This is a genomic window from Phyllobacterium sp. NPDC097923, from assembly GCF_044760925.1.
GTDB lineage: Bacteria > Pseudomonadota > Alphaproteobacteria > Rhizobiales > Rhizobiaceae > Phyllobacterium > Phyllobacterium calauticae.
This window is the reverse complement of the sequence record NZ_JBIWBL010000005.1, coordinates 142,107-154,250: the sequence shown is the minus strand read 5'-3', so window position 1 is coordinate 154,250 and position 12,144 is coordinate 142,107. Positions and strand designations below refer to the sequence as shown.

The window sequence follows — 12,144 nt, the reverse complement described above, 5'->3', positions numbered from 1 at the left end:
CACGGCGGGATGACCGGTCCGATGGTCGCCGAAGCGGGTAATGCACCCACTTTAGGTCAGTTCGTATCATGACAAAAATGATTTAATTTACTAGAATAAATTAGTGATCGTCATTAATCTGCTGACATGGATTTCGACCCCACACTGTTACGCGCCTTCGTGGCTGTCAAAGAAGCGGGAAACTTTACCCGGGCGGCCCGACGGCTGAACCTGACGCAATCGGCTGTCAGCCATCAGATCCGGCGGCTGGAGGAGCAGGTTGGCCGGTCGCTGCTCTACCGCACGACGCGCAGCGTCAGGCTGACGGAAGATGGCGACGATTTCCTGCGCTATGCCTGCCAGATCCTGCATTCGCTCGATGCTTTGAGCCGCCGCTTTCAGGCATCGCCGGTGTCCGGCATCGTCCGCTTCGGCGTTCCGGAGAATTTCATCGGGGACCGGCTGCCGACATTGCTGTGCCAGTTTGCCCGCACCAATCCGGAGGTCCAGCTCGACGTGAATGTCAGCATGAGCCTTGATCTCCATGCGATGGTCAGGGCCAGCGAACTCGATCTGGCCGTCGTGCTGACATTGCCGGAGGCGGCCAACGGCAAAGTTCTCAAGCAGACGCAGTTCGTCTGGGTGGCGGCCGAAACGTTCAAAGTGCCGCCGGGCACGTCATTGCCTTTCGCCTTCATCCCGGCTCCATGCCTCAACCGCAAGGTCGGCGTCGAAGCGCTGGACCGGACGTCGATCGATTGGCACGTCGTCTTCACGTCGGCGAGCATGCAGGGCATTCGCGCCGCCGTGCTGTCGGGGCTGGCAATGACCGTGATGACCCGGGATGACCTTGAACCGGGAATGAAGATCCTTGACGGCCAATATGGCTTGCCGCCGCTGCCGACGGCGGTGTTCAGCCTGATCTGGAGCGAAGAGGGGCAGACGCCCGCCACCCGCGAATTCGGTCAACTCGTCGTCGACATGCCGGAACAGGCGGCTGCGGCAAAACTGGCCAGGATCAGCTAGCCAAGGACCCGCCCGCATTCATTTTGCCGCCATCAGACCGGCGGCAACGATGAGCAGCCCGCCAGCGCCGCCTTCGACGATTCTCCGGCGCCGGTCGCTGAAACCGCCGCGTCCGGCCAATCGCCCGATGACCAGGCTGAGAATCACATAGACCACGCCGCACCAGAGGACAAAGACGGCCGACAGGGCCGCCGCCTGCAGCGCAATGTCGCTGCCGGGCCGGATGAATTGCGGCAGGATCGCAAAATAGATCATCATGCCTTTGGGATTGAGAAAGGCCGTGAGGAAGCCGCGCTGGAGCTGCCGGCTCGCCGGTCTGGCGGCGACGGTCACCCGCCCGGCCTGCAATGCCGACGCGATGAGCTTGCAGGCGAGATACAGGAGATAGGCGATGCCGATCCAGCGCAGCGCTTCAAACAGCAGCTGCGACGCCGCCACGATGGCAGCGAGGCCGAGGGCGACGAGGGTGGAGTGGACGAGGTAGCCAAGGCATACGCCGGCTGTCGCGCGCAGGCCCGCGGCGCGTCCGCCCGCAATCGCCTGCGATGCAACGAACAGCATGTCCGGTCCCGGCGTACAGATCAGCGGCAGTACGGTCGCCGTAAACAGCAATAGCGTGTGTATTTCCATGGTTGGAACAGTACCGCACACGGCGCGCAATCGGATTGCAAAGATATCAGGGTATGGTGTTTTCCTGATATAATTACCGTATTCTATCGGAAATATTGGCAGGAAATTTCAATGATGCTGGATGAGATCGACAAGCGTATCCTTCGCGCGCTTCAGAAGGACGGGCGCATGCAGAATGTGGAACTTGCCAGGGAGGCCGGCCTGTCGCCATCGCCCTGCCTGCGCCGCGTGCGGTTGCTGGAGGAGGCCGGTGTCATCGACCGCTATGTCGCCGTGCTCAATCCGGCCAAGGTCAATTTATCGCTTTCGCTGTTCGCGCGGGTGTGGCTGACAGCGCAGGATGCCGAAACGATTGATCATTTCATGGATGCCATGAAGAGGCTGCCCCAGGTGGTGGAATGCTACATCATGCTTGGAGAGAGCGACGCGCTGCTGCGGGTTGTGGTCGCCGATCTTGACGACTACCGGCACTTTCAGGCCTCTCATCTGACGCGGATCAACGGCATCCAGAATGTCAAAACCGATGTGCCGAGCCAGATTGTGAAGCAGACCTATGCTCTGCCGCTCGATTGACCGGTGAAAAGCCGAAAATCGCCGGTATTTCAATGGATTACCTCGGCAAGAACGGGAACGGCCAGCAAAGCTCTCTTTCGCGCGCGATCTTCACAATGTCACTCTGATTGGCAAGATATCAATGATCGTAACGGCGAAGTGGTCAATCTATTCCGCATTCTTCAGCGCCACTATCCGCAATTCATGGACGCAATGCTTTTCCAGATATCTTCCCGCCGCGAGTTCAATCGGCTGAAAGCAAGCGATCCTGCGACACTGACCGATTTAGAGCGGGCTGCTCGGTTCAACCTTAATCATTCGGGCGCCTCTGCTGGAGGATGCGCCGCACGATTAGCTGGTGTCATCCTTGAGAACATGGACTGGATGGAGTTCATCAGTCGCTATGATGGGGCGGGAACTTTGTCTTATCTCGATCCGCCATATTGGGGATCGGAAGGCGAATATGGAAAGGCAACGTTCAGCCAGGATCAGTTTGAGCTTTTGGCATCACGTCTGAGTCCATTGAAGGGACGTTTCATAATGCCGATCAATGACGTGAATGAGATAAGAGAGCTTTTTAGGCTCTTTGAACAGACGGAGGTGTCATTGACCTACTCTCTCAACGGGGGCAAAGGTTCGGATGCTCGTGAACTGATAATTGTTGGTGGTGCGCCTGCTTCCAGTGAGACAAGACGGAAAGGAATTTATTAGTGACGGATAATTCTGTGATCAGCGATTTGTTCGATCGATGGGAACGAGTTTGGCACGAGGGCCAGTACGATCTCGTGCCAAGCTGCGTCGGGGAACACTATATTCGGCATGACGAGGCAGGTGACCGGACGGTGACGCGAGAGGCCTACGCAGCAGAAATTGCGAAAGTGCGGGAAGATCGACCAGATATACGTGTCGTCGTGTATGATCACTCCTTCGAAGGTTGCCGCGCGTGGTTTCGCTTTGCTTTTAAGTGGACTGATAGAGAAACGGGGGAGCCGCGCAGTCGGGCGGGCATGCAGTCGTATCGAACCGAAGCGGGCAAGCTCGTGGAGACCTGGTTGTCAATGCAGCCACTCGGCTCGTCGTGGACCGGCAACGCACAGGAAAATTGGACGAGTCCGGCTTCAACCAAGTGAAGCTGGCTGAAGCTCAATATTGAATTTGTACAACAAAGAGCCCTGAAACCAGCTTTGAGGGCTCTTCGAATTTTCGATCTTGTGAAGGCACACGAAATACCCAGAGCGTTTTAAAATGGCATTGTTCTAAATTCTGCTGTCCAAACATCAGTTTTTCGCGACCGGCTACAGTGGCAAACCGCAATTCGCGCCGCGCCGATCTGAAAACCGCCTTCTTTGGAAAGACAATGGTAGCGAAGGAGGGATTCGAACCCCCGACACAAGGATTATGATTCCTCTGCTCTAACCTACTGAGCTACTTCGCCCCATATGTCATGCGACCCGTGAACGGCTAGCCTGCAAGTGAGGACCGGGGGACGCGCTGTCAATTGACAGGGACGGGGCGGATATATGTGGGGAGCAACGGCCTGTCAAGCAATCTTCTCCGTATCGAAGACTTGTGTTCGTTTCTTCCTGCGGATAATGGATGCCGATATGAAAAAGGCTGAAAAGATGGCTCCACGGATTGCAGTGCTGGGTTGCGGCTATTGGGGCAGCAATCATATCCGGACATTGAAGAGTCTCGGGGCGCTGTTTGCAGTCTCCGACCAGAACACCGATCGCGCCGCCGGCTTCGCCGCGGAGCAGAATGTTCTGCACATTGAAGTCGACGATCTTTTCACCCATCCGGAGGTCGATGCCATCGTCATGGCCCTGCCGCCGCAATTTCACGCGGCTGCGGCGATTCGCGCCGTGACCAATGGCAAGGACGTCCTCGTCGAAAAGCCGATTGCCCTGACCGTTCCCGATGCGGAAGCTGCCGTGAAGGCCGCGCGCGACAACGGGCGCATCTTCATGGTCGGACACGTCCTGCGTTTTCATCCGGCATTCGAACGGCTTCTGGAGCTGATCAAGGCGGGCGATCTCGGCGATGTGCGCTATATCCATTCGCATCGTCTCGGTCTCGGGAAATTCCACACGGAAAACGATGCCCTCTGGGATCTGGCGCCGCATGACCTGTCGATGATCCTGGCCATCACCGGCACCGAACCTTTGGAAGTGCGCGGCGAGGGCGCGGCGGTGCTCGATCACCTCAGCGATTTCGCTCACCTGCACATGCGCTTTCCCAATAATATTCGCGGGCACCTTTTTGCCTCGCGGCTCAATCCCTATCGCGAGCGCAGGCTTACGGTGGTGGGAACCAAGGCCATGGCCGTCTTCGATGACATGGAGCAGTGGGACAAGAAGCTTGCCGTCTACAAGCATTCGATCTGGCAGGATAACGGCCAGTGGGCGTCGACGACGGAAGAGCCGACCTATGTCAAGATTGCGCAGGGCATGCCGCTGACCCGGGAATGCCAGAATTTCATCGACAGCATCAACACACGCAGCGAGCCGGTCACCGACGGTGAGGAAGCGATTCGCGTCCTGCGGATTCTGACCGCCGGTACGGTCGCGCACGACAAGGCGAGCTGATCCGTCCGGCGCCTCCAAAGGCGCTGCAAGATTGCGCTCGGTGTAAAGCGTTGTTACAAGACCGGACAAACTTTGAACGACAACGTCTGGCAGACCTCCCACGGCCCTTCTAAAGAGTTGTCTTGACCGTTTTCCGCGACGGATTCGCGGAACAATTGATATTGGAGCAATGATGCAGTTCATCGATCTCGGCGCACAGCGTGAACGGATTAGCAGCAAGCTTGATGCGGCAATCGCCAAAGTGGTGCGTGAAGGCAAATATATTCTCGGACCGGAAGTTGCCGAGTTCGAAAAGCGTCTTGGTGCATATCTCGGTGTCGAGCATGTGGTTGCCTGTGCCAATGGCACGGATGCCCTGCAGATTCCGCTGATGGCCCGCGGCATCGGTCCGGGTGATGCGGTGTTCTGCCCGAGCTTCACCTTCGCCGCCACCGCCGAGGTCGTGGCGCTTGTCGGGGCGGAGCCGGTTTTCATCGATGTCGACGCCGACACCTACAACATCAATGTCGAGCAGCTGGAAGCGGCGATCAAGGCCGTCCTGGCGGAAGGCCGGTTGCAGCCAAAGGCCATCATCCCGGTCGATCTGTTCGGCCTCGCCGCCAACTACACCTCGGTATCGGCGATTGCTGACAAGTATGGCCTGTTCGTGATCGAAGATGCGGCGCAGTCGATCGGCGGCAAGCGCGACAATGCGATGTGCGGTGCCTTCGGCCATGTCGGCGCGACCAGTTTCTACCCGGCAAAACCTCTAGGCTGCTATGGCGACGGCGGTGCCATGTTCACCAATGACGCGGCGCTGGCCGACCTGTTGCGCTCCATCCTGTTCCACGGCAAGGGCGAGACGCAGTATGACAATGTGCGCGTCGGCATGAATTCGCGCCTCGATACGATCCAGGCGGCGGTCCTCATTGAGAAGCTCGCCATTCTCGAAGACGAGATGGAAGCGCGCCAGATCGTGGCCAAGCGCTATGCCAACGGCCTGAAGGACGTGGTCAAGGTCGCCCTTATGCCGGAAGGCTCACGCTCGGCCTGGGCGCAATATGCCATCGAGACCGAGAACCGCGACGCGCTCAAGGCGCATCTGCAGGCCAACGGCATTCCTTCAGTGATCTATTATGTCAAGCCGCTGCATCTGCAGGAAGCCTATGCGCACTATATGCGCGCGCCGGGCGGCCTTGCCGTGTCGGAAACGCTGCCGAAGAACATCCTGTGCCTACCGATGCATGCCTATCTGAGCGAGGCTGATCAGGACCGCATCATCGGAACCATTCGCGAGTTCAAGACCAAAAGCGCTGCCTAAGCGCTTTTGGGGCTGCGTCGCTGACAGAGGTTTGTGCGATCAGGCGACGGCCTGGCCCTGTTGCGCCAGGCGCTTGAGCATGGCTTCCGCCTGCGGGGCCCGTTCGGAGCGGCCGATGAAGCCGCCGCCATAGACACGGGCGGTGTTGCTGTCATCGGAATAGAGGACACAGGCCTGACCGGGGGCGATGCCGCTTTCACCATCGACCAGCTCGACCCATGTCTCGCCGTTACGGTGGTGCAGGACAGCCGGGCGCGGCGGACGGGTCGAACGGACCTTGGCATACACTTCAACGCCGCCTTCCGGAATGCTCTCGAGCGCATCATCCCCGAGCCAGTTGACGTTGCGCAGGAAAACCTTGCGGGTTTCCAGCGCTTCGCGCGGGCCGACGACCACACGTGCGTTGGCCGCGTCGAGATGGACAACGTAGAGCGGGTCGCCCGTCGCCACGCCGATGCCGCGGCGCTGGCCGATAGTGTAGTGCACGATGCCCTCATGGCGGCCAAGCACGCGTCCGTCGATATGGACGATGTCGCCGGGATTGGCAGCCTCGGGCTTCAGCTTGGAAATAATATCGGAATACTTGCCCTGCGGAACAAAGCAGATGTCCTGGCTGTCCTGTTTGTTGGCAACGGACAGGCCGAGCTCTTCGGCAATGGCGCGGGTTTCCGGCTTGGTCAGCGATCCCAGCGGGAAGCGCAGGTAGTCGATCTGTTCCTGCGTGGTTGCAAACAGGAAATAGCTCTGGTCCTTGTCCGTATCGACCGGGCGGTAGAGCGCGCGGTGCGCGCCATTGGCATGGCTGCGGATATAATGTCCGGTGGCGAGCGCATCGGCGCCTAGATCCCTGGCCGTCTGCAGGAGATCGGCAAACTTCACCGTCTGGTTGCAGGATACGCAAGGGATAGGCGTTTCGCCGCTGACATAGCTATTGGCAAAGGGATCGATCACGGCCTCGCGGAAGCGTGCTTCGTAGTCCAGCACATAATGCGGAATGCCAAGGCGTTCGGAGACGCGGCGCGCATCTTCGATATCCTGGCCGGCGCAGCAGGAGCCCGCGCGGTGGGTCGATGCGCCGTGATCATAGAGCTGCAAGGTAACGCCGACGACATCATAACCCTGACGTTTGAGAATGCCTGCCACAACAGAAGAATCCACGCCGCCAGACATGGCGACGACGATACGTGTGTCTTCCGGCTTGCCCGGCAGATCGAGATTATTCAGTGTCATAAGCGGATCCGGTTCTTGCAGCGACATAACGGCGCAGGGATATTCAAGGCCCCTATATAGGTCAATTGACTCGATCTTGCCAACAGGAAGTGGCAGGCGGCGCATTTTTCTCACGCAAAGGTGAGCGATGTGTCGCTGTGGCCACGGCCGGTGACACCGGTCAAAGCCGGCAAAATGGTCATTTTCAACAATCTCCTGGAATTTGCAGAAGTTACCAGAGAATGACTCGCTGTTTAGGCAATTATTAAAGCCCTGCCTGTAATGTCGGCTGCGATAGGTCTTGAAGTTTAGTGTAGAGAGTACAATGACCGATCTTGTTCGACCGAGAGTAAAATATGTAATCGGCCCGGATGGCAGCCCGCTGACCATCGCCGATCTTCCGCCCGCCAATACGCGGCGTTGGGTTATTCGCCGCAAGGCTGAGGTGGTTGCCGCTGTGCGCGGTGGTCTTCTTAGTCTTGAGGAGGCTTGCCATCGCTATACATTGACGGTGGAAGAGTTCCTGTCCTGGCAGTCCTCGATCTCCGATCATGGCCTGGCTGGACTAAGAACAACCCGGATACAGCAATATCGTCATTAGATGATGTCGCCTTTGAGTTTGGCTGAGGCTGGTCGTTGAGACCAGCCTTTTCCTTTTCACGGGAAGCATGAACGCGATGCTGCCAAGATGTTCCGCTGAGCTACAAAACCTGATCTAACTGATCACGGATGACGGCAAGGCACTTCTTGCGTCAAGGAGACGTTGAATGGCAGACGATATCAAAATTACCAAGGAAGAAACCGCCAAGGGCGGACGCTATGTGACCGTCGTCTCGGGACACGAGGCGGAGATGACGTTTTCCCGGGTGAATCCCGAGCTGATCATCGTTGATCATACGGGTGTGCCGGATGCGCTACGCGGCCAGGGCGTGGGGCAGGCGCTGGCGCTGCATGCGGTGGAAGATGCGAGGGCAGGGGGATGGAAAATCATTCCCCTATGCCCGTTCATGCGCGCCCAATCCCTGCGGCACAAGGATTGGGCCGATGTGGTGCGGCAGAGCTGAAACAGACCCGGCTGCCGTTCCCGGTCAGCCGATCATGGCGCGTTTGTCGGCGACCGGCATGTCGTCGATATCGCGGACCTTGCCGTCGCGCTGTTCCAGCGCCTCGGCTTTCGCCAGTTCGGCTTCTGATTCGGCCAGTGCCGCCTCGGCATCGTCCTTCTGAGCCTTCAGATCACGGATCGAATCAAACAGATTGTCGCGACGCTGGCGCGCAGCCTTGGCGAATGTCGGGTAGGCAAAATGCGACGTGTCGGTAATGCCCGCCTTCTTTTCCTCGGACATAATCTGCGCGTCCAACTCAGCAGCCATGCGTTCGAATTCACCCATCATGAGATCAAGCTGGCCGAGCTGGCGGCGCTTTTCCTTGACCTGAAACAGTTTCAATCGAACCAAACCTTCATGCGACTTCATACTCACTACCCCCACAAAGCCGGTACGCAGACCCTTCAACAGGAGTCATCCGGCTGGCGTTTCACCCGAATCACTTCGGGAAAATGAAACAAAAACTTAAAGGTTGCCGCGTCTGGTAACCTTTCCTTTACGTTCAGCATTAATCATACGCCTTAAGACTTAAAGCTCGGTAAATCGAAGTCGGCCGTGTCCGGCTAAAAATTTATTGAGTCGAATGAATCGCTTAGGCGCAGAACCTGAAGCTTTGGCTGATGGTTTTTGGCCGGGTGACTCACCTTATGAATCAATGCGGTGCCTGTGATTTTTAACTTATGAGTCAAAGACACTTGCAAAGCGGAATTAGATTTTGTTAACCATTCGGTGGCAATCTTAACGTTATGGAAACGGCTTGTTTCGCGACCTGACTTCGGGATTGCACGGCAACCCATTTCAGCGGCGGGAAAAGGGGAATGATATGCGGGTTCTTTTAATCGAAGACGATAGTGCGACGGCCCAGAGCATCGAGTTGATGCTCAAGTCGGAAAGCTTCAATGTTTATACGACGGATCTGGGCGAAGAGGGTGTCGATCTCGGCAAACTCTACGACTACGATATCATCCTCCTCGACCTCAACCTGCCGGATATGTCCGGTTATGAAGTCCTGAGGACCCTGCGTCTGTCCAAGGTCAAAACGCCTATCCTCATCCTCTCCGGCATGGCCGGCATCGAGGACAAGGTGCGCGGCCTCGGTTTCGGCGCCGACGACTACATGACCAAGCCTTTCCACAAGGACGAACTGGTTGCCCGCATCCACGCGATCGTTCGCCGCTCGAAGGGCCATGCCCAGTCGGTCATCACCACAGGCGACCTGATCGTGAACCTCGATGCCAAGACGGTTGAAGTCACCGGCCAGCGCGTTCACCTCACCGGCAAGGAATACCAGATGCTGGAGCTGCTCTCGCTCCGCAAAGGGACGACGCTCACCAAGGAAATGTTCCTCAACCACCTCTATGGCGGTATGGATGAGCCTGAATTGAAGATCATCGACGTTTTCATCTGCAAGCTGCGCAAGAAGCTCGACAGTGCTTCCGGCGGTATCAACTACATCGAGACCGTCTGGGGCCGCGGCTACGTGCTGCGTGAGCCGGATGCGTCGGACATGCGCGAAATCGCCTGAGCCTTCGTCTCGGGTCATTCAAGCAAAAAGGCTCCGTCAGTGACGGAGCCTTTTTGCGTTTTGCATGTTTGATGCGGGTCAAACGGCCATGTCCAGCTCGCGGCTTCGGCCGATGCGGGCCATCCATTCGAGATAATTCGGCTCGCGCTTGATCTGCCAGCCATAGTGGCGGCGCAGTTCATCGACCAGCTTGCCGTTGCGGCCGAGGAGATCATCCGCATACTGGATCATCAGGGAATTCGGCCAGGCCTGCGGGCGTATCTGCCGCAGGCGCTCGAACAGCCGGACTTCGGATTCATCGGGATAGGTCTGGGCGAGGAGGGAGAGCATGGCTGCCGTCGAGCGGGATATGCCCATGTGGCAATGGATCAGCAGGTGGCCCTCGGCGCTTTCCGCCTTTGATTCAGCCAGCGCCTTGCCGAAGTTCAGGATTTCCGCAACGTGTTGCGGCTGCGGCAGGATCTTGCCTTCATCGGCGTCGATGATGTCGTGAAAGTTCAGCGTCGTGCGGTGATGGGTGCCATAGGCCTGGAATGCCTCGAGTTCCGGCCAGTTCGGGTCGAGAATGGACAGGACATGGGTGACGGTGCGCCCGCTCTGAGCGGGCAGTTCGTCAATGCCGCAGATGGTCAGCGTGGAGATGGATAAAGGTTTCATGGGGAATCGGTAATCCTGATGCTTGTGTGGCGCCAATCGCATTGTGGAAGCGTTCCGCGGCGATGGCAAAGATTATCCGAGGTTTTCCGGCATATTTACGACGCGGACTGGCAAAGGAAATTCATCTGGGCTGCATCAGTTCGATGCGGTTGCCGAAGGGATCGTGGACGAAGCGCCGGTCGTATTTTTCCAGCGGCTGGTCTTCGGCAATGGCATAGCCCGCCGCTTCCAATGCGTGGACCAGCGCAGCAAGATTGTCCGTCAACAGAGCGGGATGCGCTTTTTTCGCGGGAGAAAAGTTCTGCTCGACGCCAAGATGAAGGCGGACGCTGCCGGTTTCAAACCAGCATCCGCCGCGCCCGGCGAGCGATGCGGGCTTGGGCACTTCGGGGATGCCGAGAAGGCCGTCATAGAATGCGCGTGCCGCCTGTTCTTCGCCCGCGGGCATGGCCAGCTGGATGTGTTCAATTCCGGTTATCGCCATCGTCTTCAGCCTTCGGACTGCTTGCTCTTGAGATATCAACCTAGCGAGCACGCGGCGGGGCGGCAACAGGCATGGTCAGGTGGTCAGAATGACACTGCCCGTTGTTTTGCCCGCTTCCAGATCCGCCTGTGCCCTGGCCGCATCGCGCAGGTGATATTCCGCGCCTATCGGGCTGCTCAAGCCGTCCTGCAGGGCGGCGATGAGGGCTTTTGACCCGCGCTGGTAGAACGCCGGATCGTTGACGGCAGCAATGACGCTTGGGCGCATGACCGCGATGTTGCCCAGGTCTTCGAGCCGGACCGGCGGCACCGGGCCCGCCGGCTGGCCGATGGAGCCCAGGATGCCGAAGGGCCGGATTGTCTTCAACGTTTCCATGAAGATCGATCCGCCGATACCGTCGACGGCGAGGTGGACACCCTTGTTGTCGGAGATGCGGCGGACGTCATTGGCCCAGTCGCCTGATTTGTACAGCAGCACCTCATCGGCGCCCGCCGCCTTTGCGGCTGCGATTTTGCCTTCCGACCCGACTGTGCCAATGACATTGGCTCCCAAACGCTTCGCCCAGCGCGAGACCAGCTGGCCGACGCCGCCTGCCGCCGCGTGAACCAGCACCCATTCGCCCGGCCTGACAGAGCGGACCTCGTGCAGAAGCATGTAGGCCGTCAGGCCGCGCAACAATGTGCTTGCGGCGACGCGATCCGAAACCGCATCCGGCAGCTCGATCAGGCGTGACTGCGGGATCAGCCGCACTTCAGCGTAGCCGCCGAGCGGCATGCCGGCATAGGCAACCCGGTCTCCGGGTTGGAGATGGCTGACGTTTTCCCCGATGGCGTCGACAAAGCCCGCCCCCTCGAGGCCAAGCACGGCGGGCAGGCTTGGCGGTGAATAGAGACCGCTGCGGAAATAGATATCGACAAAATTTACGCCGATGGCGGTTTGTCGGATGCGCACCTCATCCGGCCCCGGATCGCCAACAACGATGTCCCTTGCCCGCAATACTTCAGGGCCGCCGGGGCCGGTCATTTCGATCGTCAGTGCCATGATGTTCTCCTCTGGAATAAGGGCATTCGAGCACATTGCGGGATGTGAGA

Annotated in this window: 15 protein-coding genes and 1 tRNA gene; 9 read left to right on the top strand and 7 right to left on the bottom strand. The window is 58.4% G+C overall.

Annotated features, from left to right (window positions below; all coding sequences use genetic code 11):
* Positions 1–126 precede the first annotated feature (126 nt).
* Positions 127–1,005: a LysR family transcriptional regulator gene (locus ACIQWS_RS21125; protein WP_403183997.1), complete on the top strand. Its 879-nt coding sequence runs from the start codon at positions 127–129 to the stop codon at positions 1,003–1,005.
* Between the two features lie 18 nt (positions 1,006–1,023).
* Here the strand turns inward: ACIQWS_RS21125 and ACIQWS_RS21120 are convergent, their stop codons facing one another.
* Entirely contained in the window at positions 1,024–1,635 is a 612-nt protein-coding gene (locus tag ACIQWS_RS21120) for a LysE family translocator (protein WP_403183994.1), read from the bottom strand.
* A 111-nt stretch (positions 1,636–1,746) separates the two neighbouring features.
* Here ACIQWS_RS21120 and ACIQWS_RS21115 point away from each other — a divergent pair, with 111 nt between their 5' ends.
* Genes ACIQWS_RS21115 through ACIQWS_RS21105 form a run of 3 tightly spaced genes read left to right on the top strand, consistent with a single transcriptional unit; the run spans position 1,747 to position 3,317 of the window.
* Entirely contained in the window at positions 1,747–2,208 is a 462-nt protein-coding gene (locus ACIQWS_RS21115) for an Lrp/AsnC family transcriptional regulator (protein WP_223612513.1), read from the top strand.
* Between the two features lie 3 nt (positions 2,209–2,211).
* Positions 2,212–2,898, top strand: coding sequence for a DNA adenine methylase (locus ACIQWS_RS21110; RefSeq protein ID WP_403183992.1), 687 nt, complete (start codon positions 2,212–2,214; stop codon positions 2,896–2,898).
* Entirely contained in the window at positions 2,898–3,317 is a 420-nt protein-coding gene (locus ACIQWS_RS21105; RefSeq protein ID WP_403183990.1) for a nuclear transport factor 2 family protein, read from the top strand. The genes ACIQWS_RS21110 and ACIQWS_RS21105 overlap by 1 nt, the downstream gene beginning before the upstream one ends.
* Positions 3,318–3,545: 228 nt before the next feature.
* On the opposite strand, the gene ACIQWS_RS21100 is transcribed toward ACIQWS_RS21105, so the two are convergent.
* Positions 3,546–3,622: transfer RNA gene (locus tag ACIQWS_RS21100), tRNA-Met, on the bottom strand.
* A 187-nt stretch (positions 3,623–3,809) separates the two neighbouring features.
* Here ACIQWS_RS21100 and ACIQWS_RS21095 point away from each other — a divergent pair.
* Together ACIQWS_RS21095 and ACIQWS_RS21090 are read left to right on the top strand one after the other, a co-directional pair.
* Positions 3,810–4,772, top strand: a complete 963-nt coding sequence (locus tag ACIQWS_RS21095; RefSeq protein ID WP_223613445.1) for a Gfo/Idh/MocA family protein — start codon at positions 3,810–3,812, stop codon at positions 4,770–4,772.
* A 172-nt stretch (positions 4,773–4,944) separates the two neighbouring features.
* Positions 4,945–6,072, top strand: a complete 1,128-nt coding sequence (locus tag ACIQWS_RS21090) for a DegT/DnrJ/EryC1/StrS family aminotransferase (RefSeq protein WP_403183988.1) — start codon at positions 4,945–4,947, stop codon at positions 6,070–6,072.
* A 39-nt stretch (positions 6,073–6,111) separates the two neighbouring features.
* Here ACIQWS_RS21090 and mnmA read toward each other — a convergent pair whose 3' ends face one another.
* Positions 6,112–7,302, bottom strand: a complete 1,191-nt coding sequence (gene mnmA, locus ACIQWS_RS21085) for a tRNA 2-thiouridine(34) synthase MnmA (RefSeq protein ID WP_403183986.1) — start codon at positions 7,300–7,302, stop codon at positions 6,112–6,114.
* 304 nt (positions 7,303–7,606) lie between these two features.
* On the opposite strand from mnmA, the gene ACIQWS_RS21080 reads away from it, so the two are divergent.
* Both ACIQWS_RS21080 and ACIQWS_RS21075 read left to right on the top strand, forming a co-directional pair.
* Positions 7,607–7,882 carry a DUF1153 domain-containing protein gene (locus ACIQWS_RS21080; RefSeq protein WP_091878079.1) on the top strand — a complete coding sequence of 92 codons (276 nt, stop codon included), beginning with the start codon at positions 7,607–7,609 and terminating at the stop codon, positions 7,880–7,882.
* 166 nt (positions 7,883–8,048) lie between these two features.
* Entirely contained in the window at positions 8,049–8,345 is a 297-nt protein-coding gene (locus ACIQWS_RS21075) for a GNAT family N-acetyltransferase (protein ID WP_229489984.1), read from the top strand.
* Positions 8,346–8,369: 24 nt separating this feature from the next.
* Here ACIQWS_RS21075 and ACIQWS_RS21070 read toward each other — a convergent pair whose 3' ends face one another.
* Positions 8,370–8,756 (bottom strand): flagellar export protein FliJ, encoded by a 387-nt coding sequence (locus tag ACIQWS_RS21070; protein WP_105731965.1) that lies wholly within the window; start codon positions 8,754–8,756, stop codon positions 8,370–8,372.
* Positions 8,757–9,210: 454 nt separating this feature from the next.
* Here ACIQWS_RS21070 and ctrA point away from each other — a divergent pair, with 454 nt between their 5' ends.
* Complete coding sequence (gene ctrA / locus ACIQWS_RS21065; protein WP_223612517.1) at positions 9,211–9,912, top strand: response regulator transcription factor CtrA; 702 nt, start codon at positions 9,211–9,213, stop codon at positions 9,910–9,912.
* Positions 9,913–9,990: 78 nt separating this feature from the next.
* On the opposite strand, the gene ACIQWS_RS21060 is transcribed toward ctrA, so the two are convergent.
* The 3 genes from ACIQWS_RS21060 to ACIQWS_RS21050 form a co-directional block, all read right to left on the bottom strand.
* Positions 9,991–10,569, bottom strand: coding sequence for a tyrosine phosphatase family protein (locus ACIQWS_RS21060; RefSeq protein ID WP_403183982.1), 579 nt, complete (start codon positions 10,567–10,569; stop codon positions 9,991–9,993).
* Positions 10,570–10,690: 121 nt separating this feature from the next.
* Positions 10,691–11,053 (bottom strand): VOC family protein, encoded by a 363-nt coding sequence (locus tag ACIQWS_RS21055; protein WP_229489986.1) that lies wholly within the window; start codon positions 11,051–11,053, stop codon positions 10,691–10,693.
* 75 nt (positions 11,054–11,128) lie between these two features.
* Complete coding sequence (locus ACIQWS_RS21050; RefSeq protein ID WP_403183978.1) at positions 11,129–12,094, bottom strand: quinone oxidoreductase family protein; 966 nt, start codon at positions 12,092–12,094, stop codon at positions 11,129–11,131.
* Between the last annotated feature and the right edge of the window lie 50 nt (positions 12,095–12,144).